The 14,742-nt window shown below is 47.2% G+C and carries 11 protein-coding genes, 2 tRNA genes and 2 rRNA genes (1 of these 15 cut by a window edge); 10 read left to right on the forward strand and 5 right to left on the reverse strand.

Annotated elements, in window-relative coordinates; all coding sequences use genetic code 11:
• The 4 genes from H6995_02250 to rrf form a co-directional block, all read left to right on the forward strand.
• Positions 1-64, forward strand: a tRNA-Ile gene (locus H6995_02250) (it extends 13 nt beyond the left edge of the window).
• A gap of 313 nt (positions 65-377) precedes the next feature.
• Positions 378-453, forward strand: a tRNA-Ala gene (locus H6995_02255).
• Positions 454-898: 445 nt separating this feature from the next.
• Positions 899-3,809, forward strand: a 23S ribosomal RNA gene (locus tag H6995_02260).
• A gap of 132 nt (positions 3,810-3,941) precedes the next feature.
• A 5S ribosomal RNA gene (gene rrf / locus H6995_02265) occupies positions 3,942-4,057 on the forward strand.
• Between the two features lie 118 nt (positions 4,058-4,175).
• On the opposite strand, the gene H6995_02270 is transcribed toward rrf, so the two are convergent.
• Complete coding sequence (locus tag H6995_02270) at positions 4,176-5,876, reverse strand: polyhydroxyalkanoic acid synthase (protein ID MCP5213812.1); 1,701 nt, start codon at positions 5,874-5,876, stop codon at positions 4,176-4,178.
• Between the two features lie 552 nt (positions 5,877-6,428).
• Here H6995_02270 and H6995_02275 point away from each other — a divergent pair.
• From H6995_02275 to H6995_02295, 5 genes are all read left to right on the forward strand, one after another.
• Positions 6,429-7,976, forward strand: a complete 1,548-nt coding sequence (locus H6995_02275) for a 2-isopropylmalate synthase (protein MCP5213813.1) — start codon at positions 6,429-6,431, stop codon at positions 7,974-7,976.
• Positions 7,977-7,993: 17 nt separating this feature from the next.
• Positions 7,994-8,710, forward strand: a complete 717-nt coding sequence (locus tag H6995_02280) for a hypothetical protein (GenBank protein ID MCP5213814.1) — start codon at positions 7,994-7,996, stop codon at positions 8,708-8,710.
• Positions 8,710-9,174, forward strand: a complete 465-nt coding sequence (rimI, locus tag H6995_02285) for a ribosomal protein S18-alanine N-acetyltransferase (protein MCP5213815.1) — start codon at positions 8,710-8,712, stop codon at positions 9,172-9,174. Before H6995_02280 ends, rimI begins: the two co-directional genes overlap by 1 nt.
• Before the next feature lie 71 nt (positions 9,175-9,245).
• Positions 9,246-10,067 (forward strand): hypothetical protein, encoded by an 822-nt coding sequence (locus H6995_02290; GenBank protein ID MCP5213816.1) that lies wholly within the window; start codon positions 9,246-9,248, stop codon positions 10,065-10,067.
• A gap of 180 nt (positions 10,068-10,247) precedes the next feature.
• Positions 10,248-10,598 (forward strand): hypothetical protein, encoded by a 351-nt coding sequence (locus H6995_02295; GenBank protein ID MCP5213817.1) that lies wholly within the window; start codon positions 10,248-10,250, stop codon positions 10,596-10,598.
• Between the two features lie 67 nt (positions 10,599-10,665).
• On the opposite strand, the gene H6995_02300 is transcribed toward H6995_02295, so the two are convergent.
• Entirely contained in the window at positions 10,666-11,442 is a 777-nt protein-coding gene (locus tag H6995_02300) for an ATP-binding protein (GenBank protein MCP5213818.1), read from the reverse strand.
• A 47-nt stretch (positions 11,443-11,489) separates the two neighbouring features.
• Positions 11,490-13,151, reverse strand: a complete 1,662-nt coding sequence (gene panP / locus H6995_02305) for a putative pyridoxal-dependent aspartate 1-decarboxylase (GenBank protein MCP5213819.1) — start codon at positions 13,149-13,151, stop codon at positions 11,490-11,492.
• Between the two features lie 121 nt (positions 13,152-13,272).
• Here panP and H6995_02310 point away from each other — a divergent pair, with 121 nt between their 5' ends.
• Complete coding sequence (locus H6995_02310) at positions 13,273-14,085, forward strand: two pore domain potassium channel family protein (GenBank protein MCP5213820.1); 813 nt, start codon at positions 13,273-13,275, stop codon at positions 14,083-14,085.
• Between the two features lie 23 nt (positions 14,086-14,108).
• Here the strand turns inward: H6995_02310 and H6995_02315 are convergent, their stop codons facing one another.
• On the reverse strand, positions 14,109-14,495 hold the full coding sequence (locus H6995_02315; GenBank protein ID MCP5213821.1) for a TM2 domain-containing protein: 387 nt from the start codon (positions 14,493-14,495) through the stop codon (positions 14,109-14,111).
• Between the two features lie 4 nt (positions 14,496-14,499).
• Positions 14,500-14,715 carry a DUF4177 domain-containing protein gene (locus H6995_02320; protein ID MCP5213822.1) on the reverse strand — a complete coding sequence of 72 codons (216 nt, stop codon included), beginning with the start codon at positions 14,713-14,715 and terminating at the stop codon, positions 14,500-14,502.
• Positions 14,716-14,742: the final 27 nt, after the last annotated feature.

The following is a 14,742-nucleotide window of genomic DNA, read 5'->3' on the forward strand; positions in this document are numbered from 1 at the left end:
AGTTGGTTAGAGCGCACCCCTGATAAGGGTGAGGTCGGTGGTTCAAATCCACCCAGACCCACCAGATTTGTGTTATGCGTCGTTGTGAAGATGCTCATGTGCTACTCGCACACTACGCCTCTCCACGCCTAGCCTAACCCAAATCTCCTCATAAGAGGTGAGTGGTGTGGTTAGCACGAAACACAGAAAGCCTGTGAGAATACGTGTTAACACCGGGGTACCGGTAACATGCTCGGTTAGGATTTTTTGTTCTGGACAAGGCGCGTGACGCCTGAGAGAGGGAATGTACGAGCAGGTACATGACCGACCGAATAGGAGCGCGCCCAGCGGAAGTGCCCTGGGGGTGCAACGCAGGCCAGGGCAAAAAAGACAAGCGAGGGGCCATAGCTCAGCTGGGAGAGCGCCTGCCTTGCACGCAGGAGGTCGGCGGTTCGATCCCGCCTGGCTCCACCAAATTGAGTGATGCGGCGTTGCGAATTGGCTCACCTATTGTTAATAGGCTTCGCCCATCCGCGCCTTGCCTAACTCAATTTGGCTTAGTAAAGCCGGTTGGTTGAGCGGGATAGGTAGGAAAGGTCGGCTCAAGGATGAAAGTAAAAGGTTAGAGAAAAGATCTAAGTGATTGGGGTTGATGAATCATTTAGATCTGGTTTTTAACCAGGAACCGTAAGGTTCAATGCTCTTTAACAATATGGTTATGTGATAGCTTGTATGCAAGCGGCATGGAAATGACGAATCAGTAATGGTTTGAAATGACTGTGCAGTATGCAAACAAAACTTAACGAGAAGTTTAGCGACTTCTCAATGTTAAGGTAGTAATACGATTCTCTGAGTGTGTGCAAACACATTCATCAAGCGTATATCTGGCGTAAATGATCAACTCAAGACACTGTTTTGGGTTATATGGTCAAGCAATTAAGCGCATACGGTGGATGCCTTGGCAGCTAGAGGCGATGAAGGACGTGGTAACCTGCGATAAGGTTCGGTGAGGCGGTAAACAGCCTTTGACCCGGACATTTCCGAATGGGGCAACCCGGCATCATAAGATGTCATCGTGCACTGAATACATAGGTGTACGAAGCAAACGCGGGGAACTGAAACATCTAAGTACCCGTAGGAAAAGAAATCAATTGAGATTCCGTCAGTAGCGGCGAGCGAACGCGGATTAGCCCTTAAGCATTATTGTAGATAAGAGAAGGCTCTGGAAAGTGCCGCCATAGTGGGTGATAGCCCCGTATCTGAAATCTTAGATGGTGTGAAATCGAGTAGGTCGGGACACGTGTTATCTTGACTGAATATGGGGGGACCATCCTCCAAGGCTAAATACTCCTAGCTGACCGATAGTGAACCAGTACCGTGAGGGAAAGGCGAAAAGAACCCCGGAGAGGGGAGTGAAATAGATCCTGAAACCGTATGCGTACAAGCAGTGGGAGCAGACTTGTTCTGTGACTGCGTACCTTTTGTATAATGGGTCAGCGACTTAATTTTAGTAGCGAGCTTAACCGAATAGGGGAGGCGTAGGGAAACCGAGTCTTAATAGGGCGCATAGTTGCTAGGATTAGACCCGAAACCGGGCGATCTAGCCATGGCCAGGTTGAAGGTTGAGTAACATCAACTGGAGGACCGAACCCACGTCTGTTGAAAAAGACGGGGATGAGCTGTGGCTCGGAGTGAAAGGCTAATCAAGCCCGGAGATAGCTGGTTCTCCTCGAAAGCTATTTAGGTAGCGCGTCATGTATTGCCACTGGGGGTAGAGCACTGTTTCGGCTAGGGGGTCATCCCGACTTACCAACCCGATGCAAACTCCGAATACCAGTGAGTATGAGCATGGCAGACACACGGCGGGTGCTAACGTTCGTCGTGGAAAGGGAAACAACCCAGACCGTCAGCTAAGGTCCCCAAGTGCTAGTTAAGTGGGAAACGATGTGGGAAGGCTTAGACAGCTAGGAGGTTGGCTTAGAAGCAGCCATCCTTTAAAGAAAGCGTAATAGCTCACTAGTCGAGTCGGCCTGCGCGGAAGATGTAACGGGGCTCAAACTAGCCACCGAAGCTACGGGTTCATCTTAGGATGAGCGGTAGAGGAGCGTTCTGTAAGCCGTTGAAGGTGATTCGAGAGGGTTGCTGGAGGTATCAGAAGTGCGAATGCTGACATGAGTAACGATAATGGGGGTGAAAAACCCCCACGCCGGAAGACCAAGGTTTCCTGTCCCATGCTAATCAGGGCAGGGTGAGTCGACCCCTAAGGCGAGGCAGAAATGCGTAGTCGATGGGAAACAGGTTAATATTCCTGTACCTCTTATTATTGCGATGGAGAGACGGAGAAGGTTAGGCCAGCGCGGCGTTGGTTGTCCGCGTTTAAGCGTGTAGGCTGAGAGTTTAGGCAAATCCGGACTCTTAAGGCTGAGGCGTGATGACGAGCACTCATTTATGAGAGCGAAGTGGTTGATACCCTGCTTCCAAGAAAATCTTCTAAGCTTCAGGTAATAAGGGATCGTACCCCAAACCGACACAGGTGGTCAGGTAGAGAATACCAAGGCGCTTGAGAGAACTCGGGTGAAGGAACTAGGCAAAATGGTACCGTAACTTCGGGAGAAGGTACGCCACTGACGGTGAAGCATTTACTGCGTAAGCTGTTGGTGGTCGAAGTAACCAGGTGGCTGCGACTGTTTATTAAAAACACAGCACTCTGCAAACACGTAAGTGGACGTATAGGGTGTGACGCCTGCCCGGTGCTGGAAGGTTAATTGATGGGGTTAGCGTAAGCGAAGCTCTTGATCGAAGCCCCAGTAAACGGCGGCCGTAACTATAACGGTCCTAAGGTAGCGAAATTCCTTGTCGGGTAAGTTCCGACCTGCACGAATGGCGTAACGATGGCCACACTGTCTCCACCCGAGACTCAGTGAAATTGAAATCGCTGTTAAGATGCAGTGTATCCGCGGCTAGACGGAAAGACCCCGTGAACCTTTACTATAGCTTCACAGTGAACTTTGAACCTACTTGTGTAGGATAGGTGGGAGGCTTTGAAACGGTGACGCCAGTTATCGTGGAGCTGCCCTTGAAATACCACCCTGGTATGTTTGAGGTTCTAACTCTGGCCCGTTATCCGGGTCGAGGACACTGTGTGGTGGGTAGTTTGACTGGGGCGGTCTCCTCCCAAAGAGTAACGGAGGAGCACGAAGGTGTGCTAATCATGGTCGGAAATCATGAGGTTAGTGTAAAGGCACAAGCACGCTTGACTGCGAGACTGACAAGTCGAGCAGGTACGAAAGTAGGTCTTAGTGATCCGGTGGTTCTGTATGGAAGGGCCATCGCTCAACGGATAAAAGGTACTCCGGGGATAACAGGCTGATACCGCCCAAGAGTTCACATCGACGGCGGTGTTTGGCACCTCGATGTCGGCTCATCACATCCTGGGGCTGAAGCAGGTCCCAAGGGTATGGCTGTTCGCCATTTAAAGTGGTACGCGAGCTGGGTTTAGAACGTCGTGAGACAGTTCGGTCCCTATCTGCCGTGGACGTATGAGATTTGAGAGGAGCTGCTCCTAGTACGAGAGGACCGGAGTGGACGATCCGCTGGTGTTCCAGTTGTCTCGCCAGAGGCATTGCTGGGTAGCTACGATCGGACAGGATAACCGCTGAAAGCATCTAAGCGGGAAGCCCCCCTCAAGATGAGATCTCACTGATCCTTAAGGATCCTAAAGGGCCCTCGAAGACGACGAGGTTGATAGGCTGGGTGTGTAAGCGTTGTAAGGCGTTGAGCTAACCAGTACTAATTGCCCGTGAGGCTTGACCATATAACGCCAAAGCGGTGTTGTAGGGATAAAGCCAGATCAACAAGCACAGATATACGATAAGAGAAACGTATTGATCACATAGCCGTATTGTTAAAGTGCATTGTGCTCCTTCGCGGTGCGAAGGAGTGGCAAAGCACGAAAGGTTTTGCCTGACGACCATAGAGAGTTGGAACCACCTGATCCCATGCCGAACTCAGAAGTGAAATGACTCATCGCCGATGGTAGTGTGGGGTCTCCCCATGTGAGAGTAGGTCATCGTCAGGCTTTAAATTAAAACCCCAGCCGGTTAATTCCGGCTGGGGTTTTTTATTGGCGGGCAAAAATGATGGATAAAAAAGGCTACCGAAAGGCAGCCTTAATGTACAACGGTGATAGTTGCTATTTACGGCTCAAGCACGTATTCACCCGGAGCGTCTTTAATTGCTTTATAGCCTTTGGCCGCATTTCCGGTTCGAGGCGGCTTGCGCTGTTCAGACATTTGTTGGTCAAGCCATTGATTCCAAACTGGCCACCATGATCCCTGGTTGGAGTCCATGCTATCTTGCCAGGTCTCGGCACAGATGTATTTGTCGCGCGGCTTGCGAGTATGCACTTGATAGCTGCGGCGTGGATGGCTTGGGCCGCTGATAATGCCAGCGTTGTGGCCACCTGAGGTCAATAAGAACGTCAATTCGTCGTTAGTAAGCTGATGTAGTTTATAAACGGACTTCCATGGAGCGACATGATCTGTTTGTGTGCCAACCACAAACATAGGTGCCTCTATGTCCGATAGCGAAACCTTACGGCCATTGACTTCATAGTGTCCCAGTGCCAGTTCATTATCCAGATACATTTTTCGTAGATATTCATGATGCATCTGATAGGGCATTCTTGTGCCGTCGGCATTCCAGGCCATTAGATCGTTCATAAAGCTTTCTTCACCATGAAAATAGCGCTGAATCATGGGTCCCCAGATCAAATCTCCTGGCCGTAGCGCTTTAAACGCATCGCCCATGTTGTCAGCATCCAGATAACCTTGCTTCCACATTAAGCTCTCCAGAAAGGCCAAATGGCTGTCGCTTAGGAAACGCTTGATGTCGCCAGGCTCTGAAAAATCGGCCTGTGCAGCGAGCAGTGTGATTGAGTTAATGATGCCGTTGTTTTGACCGGCAAGCGCGGCTGCACCGATCAGCAGTAAGGTGCCGCCGATACAGTAGCCAACAGTATTAACCTTAGCACCTGGCACAATTGCTTGGATAGCCTTTAGGGACTCCATTAACCCCAAGTCGAGATAGGAGTTCATTCCCAAATCGCGCTCCTTTTCTGTGGGGTTTTTCCAGGAAATCATGAAGACAGTTTTACCCTGGTCAACTAGGTATTTCACCATGGAGTTTTTGGGTGAAAGATCCAAAATATAGTATTTCATTATCCAGGGCGGCACGAACAGTATGGGTTCTTTTCCTACCAACTCAGTGGAAGGGCTATATTGAATTAATTCAATGAGCTGATTTTGATAAACGACTTTACCTGGACTAATGCCAATATTTTTCCCTACGACAAATTGGTCGGAGCCTGGCGCATCGTTACTGCCGTTTTCCTGTTTTACATCCTGAATTAGATTTTCAAGTCCGCGTTTTAGATTTGCACCTTGCTCGGACTTGGTTTTCTGAATTATCTCAGGGTTGGTAATGGGAAAATTAGCAGGTGATAGCAGCCCCAAGATTTGCTCATTAATGAAGTTAACCATTTCTTCATGATCTTTGGTGAGGCCATCGACATTGCCGGTCGCCTCCTTAAACCACTGCTGCGCTAGCAAGTAAGACTGCGAGAAAAAATTAAAGGGGAAGCTATTCCATCCCTCAGTGCTGAAAGTTCTATCCTTGATGGATGATGGTGGGTCTAGTTCAATACCATTACCCTTTATCGATTCTGCGGTATAGGTACCGAGGTTATAGAGCTTGCCCCCTAAACTTTGTATCAGTTGCAGCTGTTTTCCAGGTGAGAGAGATAGGTGGCCGAGCCAATCAATATAGGCATTTATCAGGCCAATGGGGGACATGCCCTTGGTGATTTTGGCGATGGCTGCACGAAACTCTTGGTTCATACGCGCGGCAGACTCGTCATCCAGTACTTTAAAGTCACTGATCAAATTGTTCAGTTGGTCGACAAATTCAGTTGTTTTTGTTTGCGCCTGTTCGGGCATTGTTAACTCCATTATTGTGCGGTGCAAAATTTTTTTAATTCTATAGTTTTTTAGTAAAAGATCAAAGCTTTATCGTTATTTTTGCTAGTGAGCATTATAGAATAGAGCGTATTTTGATCTAATTGAGTTAAAGCCGCTCATCTCTGGGTTGGCAAACACCATTTTAACCGCTATAGTGCAGACGAGAGTATTTTAATTTATTCATTTACTATGACCTATTCAATCAAACATTACGCTATTTTTAAAGCTTGTGGTTGCACCGTGGCGGCATCGGCCTATTTAGCCGTTACTCAATTGCTTCATCTTCTGCTGCCTTAGGGCAGATAATCTTCTATATCCCCTAGTCAGTTTCATTTAGTTAGTTCCCAATTTTTATTTTATAACCTGCGACGTTTTGTGGTTTAGCACGTCTGTCTGCGTGGTTATAATAGCTGAGTTAAGATGGAGTTAAAAATGACCAAAGAACGCTTAATTATATTTGATACTACTTTGCGTGACGGTGAACAAAGCCCTGGCGCTTCAATGACCAAAAATGAAAAAGTACGTATTGCCAAAGCGCTGGAAAAAATGCGTGTAGATGTTATCGAGGCTGGTTTTGCAATCGCCAGTATAGGCGATTTTGAAGCTGTAAGAGCGGTCGCTGAAGCCGTGAAGGAAAGTAGAGTTTGTAGCTTGGCAAGGGCCAATGTGGCAGATATAGAGCGTGCCGCCGAGGCGTTGAAGCCAGCTAAAGCAGCAAGGATTCATACCTTTATTGCAACGTCGCCTATCCATATGAAATACAAGCTGAAGATGACCCCCGAACAGGTACATACTCAGGCGGTCAGTGCCGTTAAATTGGCGCGACAATTTACCGATGATGTTGAGTTTTCACTGGAAGATGCCAGTCGCTCCGAGTTTGAGTTTATGTGTCGCGTGATTGAAGCGGTGATTACTGCAGGGGCAAACACCATTAACATTCCTGACACTGTTGGTTATGGTGAACCGCTCGAGTATGGTCAGATCATTGGTCGGCTGATTCAAAATGTGCCTAACGCTGACAAAGCAGTATTCTCGGTCCACTGTCATAATGATTTGGGTTTGGCGGTAGCTAATTCGTTATCGGCAGTAGTGAATGGGGCGCGACAGGTCGAATGCACTATTAATGGTTTAGGCGAACGTGCGGGTAATGCAGCGCTAGAAGAAGTTGTAATGGCGGTGAAAACCCGGCGTGATATATTTCCGGTAGAAACGGGTATCGATACTACCCAAATTGTACCGGCCTCCCGGTTGGTCGCTAGTGTGACAGGGTTTCCGGTACAACCGAATAAGGCCATTGTCGGTGCTAATGCCTTTGCACACGAGTCTGGTATTCACCAGGATGGCGTTTTGAAGTTTCGAGAAACTTACGAGATTATGCGTGCCGAAGATGTGGGTTGGAATACGAATAAGCTGGTGCTAGGCAAGCATTCGGGACGTGCCGCTGTGAAGGCGCGTTTTGAGGAGTTAGGTATTGAATTTACTAACCAGGAAGAACTTAATGAGGCCTTTACTCGCTTTAAAGCACTTGCGGACAAGAAGCACGAAATTTTCGATGAAGATTTACAAGCACTGGTGACAGATGTACAGGAAGCACATATTGAGGACTTGTACCAACTGGATTTTTTGGAAGTTACCTCGAAAACGGATAGTACACCCAATGCCAAGCTAGCCTTAAATGTTGGCGGTGAAATAAAACATGCCGAAGCGGAGGGTAGTGGGCCGGTGGATGCGACTTACCGAGCCATTGAATCAATTGTTGATAGTGGCACCAATCTGCAGCTGTATTCTGTCAATGCGATTACTAGTGGAACTGATTCGCAGGGAGAAGTGACGGTGCGGTTAGAGAAGGGCGGCAGGATAGTGAATGGTATGGGTGCAGATACCGATATTGTTATTGCTTCGGCGAAGGCGTATCTGAACGCACTTAACATTATTCTTTCCAAAACAACGCGCGCCCACCCGCAGGTGGAAGGTGTTTAATACCTAAGGGGAAGGGTTTGAATCCAATTGTGCGGCAGCAATATCTCGACGCCCTGGGTATCCAAACGTGGTTACCCAGGGTCGTTTTGCCTGGAGCAAAGTTGCCTCCAGCGTTAAATTTTATATTGGATGAGAAAGCCGCACCGATTGCGTTCGATAATAAAGCGGCGAAAATAGAGGTGACGGCAGTTGGGCGCATGGAGCATGCTGTAACGGATAGGGGGTTAGCAGAGCCAATAGCGGATCAGGGTGGCCACCAGTTCCGCTTGGTCTCGATGCTCTATCCTGGTCATTGTATGGTCATCAGTGATTTTTCCGCCGAAACGGATGCCCATATGACCAGTGCACAACACAGGCTTCTGTCGGATATGCTGTTAGTTCTGGGCGTGACTGATCCTGAGTCGGCAAAGCCAGTTTTTTTTGATTGGCCAATGCAAAATCAGCAGGTCGATCAAAGCACAGCAGCAGCGTTGGAGGCCATGCAAGCATTTTTAAACACCCAGGTTGATGGGCAAAAATTAAGGTTTGTTCTGATCATGGGTGAGACAGCCGGTCGCTATATATTGCCGCACGAAGCGGAGTTAGCCAATGCGCAGGGGAAACTCTGGTCGATTATGGACTACCCCGCGTTAATCACTGACAGTATTGATCACATACTAGCGCAGCCATTATGCAAGCGAGATGTGTGGCGTGACATTCAACCCCTGTGTCGACTCGCTGCGAATGGCACCTGATGGCAGCATTTGATTTTCCGAAGGAGTTTCATCTCAGGCCGATGGAGCAGCAGGATTTGGCGAGCGTATTAGCTATCGAACGGCGTGTTTATGACTTTCCCTGGACAACAGAAAATTTTGCCAGTTGTATAACTGCTAACTATGAGTGCTGGATGCTCATGTGTGATAATACGCACGCTGGACATGCCGTTTTATCGGTGGCCGCTGGTGAGGCTCATTTGCTCAATATTAGCGTTGATAGCGTCTACCAAAGGCGTGGGTTGGGAAGATCGCTGCTTCGATTTATGCTCGCTAGAGCCGAACAAAGAGGCGCAAAAGTGGTCTTTTTGGAGGTCAGGGTTTCTAATCGCGCCGCATTTCAGCTGTATCAGTCGGAAGGATTTAATGAAATAGGGACTCGTAAAGGTTATTATCCAGCGCAGAAAGCACGAGAAGATGCGATGGTTTTAGCCATTGAACTATAAAAATATGCGCGAATGCTGCGAAGCTTTCCTATAATTAAAAAATCGCCGTGGCCCGGCTAAGTGAATCAAAGATGCCTAGAAGAGATGAAGACGATATAGACGTGATGTCCGGTTTATCAGTAGACCGCGATGATGCGCGCTATCGACAACAATCCAGGCAAGGACAACCAGCAGCTGGTGCAACGTCAAATAGTGGAAGGGCTACTTCGGTGGGCATAGCGAAATCAAACGGTCGTCCGTGGATATTCTCTCTTGTCATCATTACGTTGTTACTGGTTTGTGGGGTGCTTGCGTTCCAGGTATGGCAGGTCAGTAGCCGGTCTGAGGCAACGGAAAATGAATTAAGCTCAGCAATCAAACGAATTGACCAACTCAGCCATGAAGTGTTTGCAACTGGGTCAAGTGTAACGCAGTCAGGTAGTGTCATTGAGGAAAAATTTAAGTTTTTTGATTCGGAAATTCGTAAGCTCTGGGATGTTTCCTATAAGCGTAATAAAACTGCTATTGAACAAAATACCGATAAACTCAAAACGATCGAAACCAGTCTTAAAAACGCCACTGGGGAGATGAAGACCAGTCAGACAAAATTAAGTGCTTTGGAAAAACAACAAACAGAGTTCACCGCTAAGCTGAAACAGGTGAATAGTCAGTTGATGGCTGAAAATACAACTTTGAGAGCGTCGGTAGAAGATCATTCCGAACAATTGCTGTTATTGAGAAGTGAGCTGGAGATTATTCAAAATCGCTTGAAAGATGCGCCCAAGGATTTGGCGAAGCGACTCCAGTCTAATGAAGAAGCCATCGAGGCAATTGATGCCGCCCGGCGTCAATTAGTCAGTAGCATCACTCAGTTGCAAAACAGGGTGAATCAATTACAGAGTGGCGCTAAATAGTCCTATAGAACCTGCTGGCATCTGCCTCTAGTTATTTTTCTAAGGTGAGGCTCGACTAACTTAATGGCGGTTATCATAGGGATTTGCTTGTGCTAAACCTAGTGGTAAGATGCGCGTTAAGCCGCATAAGGTGTAATCAACATGGCTCTTGGTAAGCCTACAATAAGAGGAAATGGCCCGATGAAAAAAATATTGGTTTCTGTCACTTTTGCGTTAAGTGTTCTTGGCGCTGGATATGCAATTGCAGAATCTTGCTCAGAGCCGAATGACGTACAGCTGCCTGATGGCGCGAGCGCCTCGACGGATGAAATGGTGGCGGGGCAGCAGGCGGTTAAAAAATATATTGCTGACGGGGAAGCTTTTTTGAGTTGCATGGAAAAAGAGGAAAAGGCCAACGCTGATAGCTTAACCGATGAGGCAAAAAAAGCTAATGTTGAACGTTATAATGTGGTCGTTGATAAGATGCAGGTTTTGGCACAAAACTTCAATGAACAGATTAAAGCCTATAAAGCAGCACAAGCAGAGCAATAGCTAATAGGTTAGCCGTGACCGTTAATAAATATATTGGCGGTCACCAGTGCCTTCCGTGCTAAAGCCCTTATGGCAGTGTGTTGCTTGAGCGACCCATATAAAAATTAAAAAATTGTTTCGCTGTGCGGCCGCTTCTGGCCCCTCGAGTCATAGCAAATAATTTAGCAGCCTCATGTAGTTGCTGACGATTTCCGCAATATCCTTTGAAATAACTATCCACTATCGCCAAGTAGCCATCAATGCTAATGGCGTGAAAAGAAATCCAAAGTCCGAATCGGTCCGACAGTGAAATTTTTTCCTCGACGGCGTCACTATAATGAATTTCACTCTCACCGACCTGAGTATCAAGATTATCCTGGAGCTGCTCCGGTACTAGGTGACGTCGATTGGAGGTGGCATAGAGCAATATATTTTGTGGTGGCTGTTCAATTGAGCCTTCTAAAATACTTTTCAGCGGCTTATAACTGTTTTCCCCAGCCTCGAAGGAAAGGTCGTCACAGAAAACGATATAGTGGAACGGCTGCTCTCTAATCTCATCTACGATTTCGGGTAAATCGATAAGATCATCTTTATCGACCTGAATTAACCGCAGACCCTGGGTTTTGTATTGGTTTAGGAGCGCTTTAATCAGGGCTGATTTACCGGTTCCCCTGGCACCCCAAAGCAATGCGTTATTGGCGGGCAGGTCAGCAAGAAAACGTTCTGTATTGCCGCTTATCTGTTCGATCTGTCGATCAATGCCTACTAAAGATTGGCGGCTAATAGGGTCGATATCCACTACCGCGCGTAGGCGACCTTTACGTTTACGCCATATTGCTGCTGGAGTTTCATCCCAATTAATCATGCTGTCTGATCCTGTTAGTTAATCTGAGCTTCTTTTATTGTTTAACCCTATGATGTGAACACCGCAGGTGAAGTGTTGAAGACGTCTAAAATTTCATCAATGATAGCTTGTGCTTCGAATTCTTGTGCAATGGCTTTTTGTTCCTGTAGCACCTGCTGAAGTATTTCCTTTGTGGTCAACGGGTTTGCCAGCACTACCCGGAATACGGCGATCGGTTGTTGGTCATAGGTTGCTGGTTTTAGCAGTGTTCGTGACACAAAAGTTTTGCCCCGCTGGCGCTGTGTTTTCTGAATCAATATCGTGAGCTGGTTCAGCAGACTATTCACACGTAATGATTCGGTTGCGGTTAAGCGTGCTCGTTCAGCATTGATTGGGTGGGGTGTGAGTCGATAAGTTAGTATATTCAACTCTGGCTTTGAGATCAGTTCAAACTCGGTGTCCGCTGCTATCAAACTTGCGAAATACTTTGCCTTATCAATACCTTGGTCAATTAACAGTTGATAGCCCTGGCGTCCGATAATATGTAGCCCGGCATGAATCAATAGTGCGGCTCCAGAGCGCGAACCTTCCAGCGAAGTGGCACCTAAATCTTTTGACCCCTTGCGCAATATGTAGGCAGCGTGATGCTCAATCGCGGTTACCGATTGTGGATTTTTAAATAACAACATGCCCGCACTCATAGGTGTGTACATTTGCTTGTGCGCGTCGATAGTCACCGAATCGGCCTGTTCTATACCTTTTAAGAGGTGTGCATACCGTGCTGAAAATAGTGTCGGGCCTCCCCATGCAGCATCTACATGAAAATGGCATTGCGATTCTTGAGCGATCTCAGCTAAGCGTTCTAACGGATCTACGGTGCCGGTTTCGGTAGCGCCAGCGACACCAACAATGGCCACCACTTTTATCTTTTTTTGCTGTAGTGCCTTGCATTGTCGTTCGAGTAATTCAGCTTTGACACGAAAATTCCTATCCGTTTCAATCGGAATAATATTGTTGCGCCCGATACCTAAGATGTCCGCGGATTTACTCAACGAATAATGTCCGAGCGCAGAGACTAAAATAGCCGCGCCGTTATAACCATAGTGCTGGAGTGCTGCATAAAACCCATCTTGTTGGATTCCAGAAAAACCATCTGTCGCGGGAAATGCATTATTGCGTGCGGCCCACAATGCCGTGATATTTGCGATAGTCCCTCCGGAACAGACAGCCCCAAGCGCAGCGTTGCTTTGATGCATCCACTTGTTATAGAAATCGTCTCCCTCTCTATAAACCAAGCGGTGCATCATACCGAGTAATTGACGTTCCAGCGGTGTAAAGGCTTTAGATGTTTCAATTTTCACTAAATTTTGATTCAGCGCCAGCATGATTTTGGATAGCGGCAGCATGAAGTAGGGTAGCGCCGAAGTCATGTGGCCAATAAATCCGGGGGCCGCAGTGTGAACGGAATGAGCAACTAGGCTATCGAGTAGAAATTCCGTGTGATCTGAGACGAATCGGGGCAACTCAGGTATTGCGGATTCTGCGAAATCCTTTTCGATTTCGTCAATATCTTTTTCGATGGCGACAATTCGAGTGCGTAAAAACCCCAGCAGGTTTTCAGAAATTTCGCGATCGATTTTTGCGAGGGTCGAGCCAGGAGATTCAGGGACAGTAAAAATTTTATAGAGACTGTCGAGAGAGGCTTCGGCGGTATTGTCGTTGCTCATCACGCTCAAGGGCTTTAATTAAAAGGAAAATGAAGCTTAGAGCTTCTCGCGAAAGGATACAATATTTGCGTTAGCGGTCTTAACGCAATAATCTTATCATTGCCGAGCTGAATAGAGTAATTCTATGTCCTTTAAGCCTTTTAAATCCTTGATCGGATTAGCGGGTGTCGACCCACAGGAGCGTGCAAAAGCGATTTGGTGGGGGCATGTGTTTGAATGGCCCATGGTCTTTGTTTCCTTTTGGGTGCTGTTGGAATGGTATCTCGATGTTACTGGCAAACTGACCCTGGAGTACTCTCAATATACCAGCCTCTCAGTGTGGTTGTTGTTTGTTCTGGAAACGGCTGTGCTGGCAAGTCTGGTTGAAAATCGAGCACATTATTTAAAAACCAACTGGATGAATTTGTTGATTATCCTGGTGGCGATACCTTTCCTGCTACAGCAACAGCAAAGCTATCCGTTAGCCGCGTTTAGAGTATTCCGATTATTAGTTTTGCTAGGGCTGCTGATTCACGTTTCCAGCGCATTGCGTCAATTGCTGAGTCGACACCACCTTGGTATTACATTGCTGGCAAGTTTTATTATTATCGTCTTTGCCGGTGTGATTATTGCCAGTCTTGATCCAGCGATCAAAACACCCTGGGATGGCCTCTGGTGGGCCTGGGTGACCATCACCACTGTCGGTTATGGCGATATTGTTCCTGTCAGTAATATTGGCAAAGTATTTGCCGGCTTGCTGATTGCTATGGGGGTTGGCTTGTTTTCAATGTTGACAGCCAGCTTCTCGGCTTTCTTTATGACGCGGGAGGAAGAAAATGTTTCGGCGCAAGAGCAGCTAAGCATAGAAAAGCTGGAAAAAGTGGAGCATATGCTGAATGTGTTAGAGGAAAAAATTGACCGGTTAATTGAGCAGCAATCCGATAAGGATAAGCCTTAGATTTTGGATGATAGACCAAGTGACTAAGCTTCGTGTTTACTGAGTGCCACTAGCAGTTGCTGCATAAGACGGTTATTGTGCTCGCGGACGATCAGTTGGGAGTGGAAGAGGGCGTAGAGTTCAGCAATGGTAATAGTAAGTAGTAAAATAATACCTAGCCATAGGTTGTTTGTGAACATCAGAACAATAGCTGCAACAAATACCGCCAAGTTAATCAGGCCTCGCCACCAATTGCCCAAATAGAAATGGTGCAAGCCGCTGATAAATAGGTAGTTCAAGACAGCATAGGTATCGGGATCTTTGACCTGACGCTCGAGTTGAGTATAAAACTGATTACGTGCAGAATCACTGAGTTCTCGCACTGCCAGCCGGAGGCGCTCTTCTTCTGTAGCGATACTCTGTGCATCCATAAAGTTATGCTCTGCCCAGTGTAATAATCACCGTTTCGCGCCGCCAGAATAACCAAAAACGCTTTTGTTCTAAAACTTGAAACACTAACTGCCAACCATCGGCAGCCTCTTTGTTTAAGGTGACCTCTAACTTTTTTAACGGCATACCTGAGGCGCCTAAAAATAATGTGCCTAAGGCGCCTTCGGAAACAGCCAGCACTTTATATTCTTTATAGAGCATGATGTAGATTCCTTTTGGTGTGGAAAG

Source organism: Pseudomonadales bacterium (assembly GCA_024234615.1).
Classification (GTDB): Bacteria; Pseudomonadota; Gammaproteobacteria; order Pseudomonadales; family IMCC2047; genus JAJFKB01.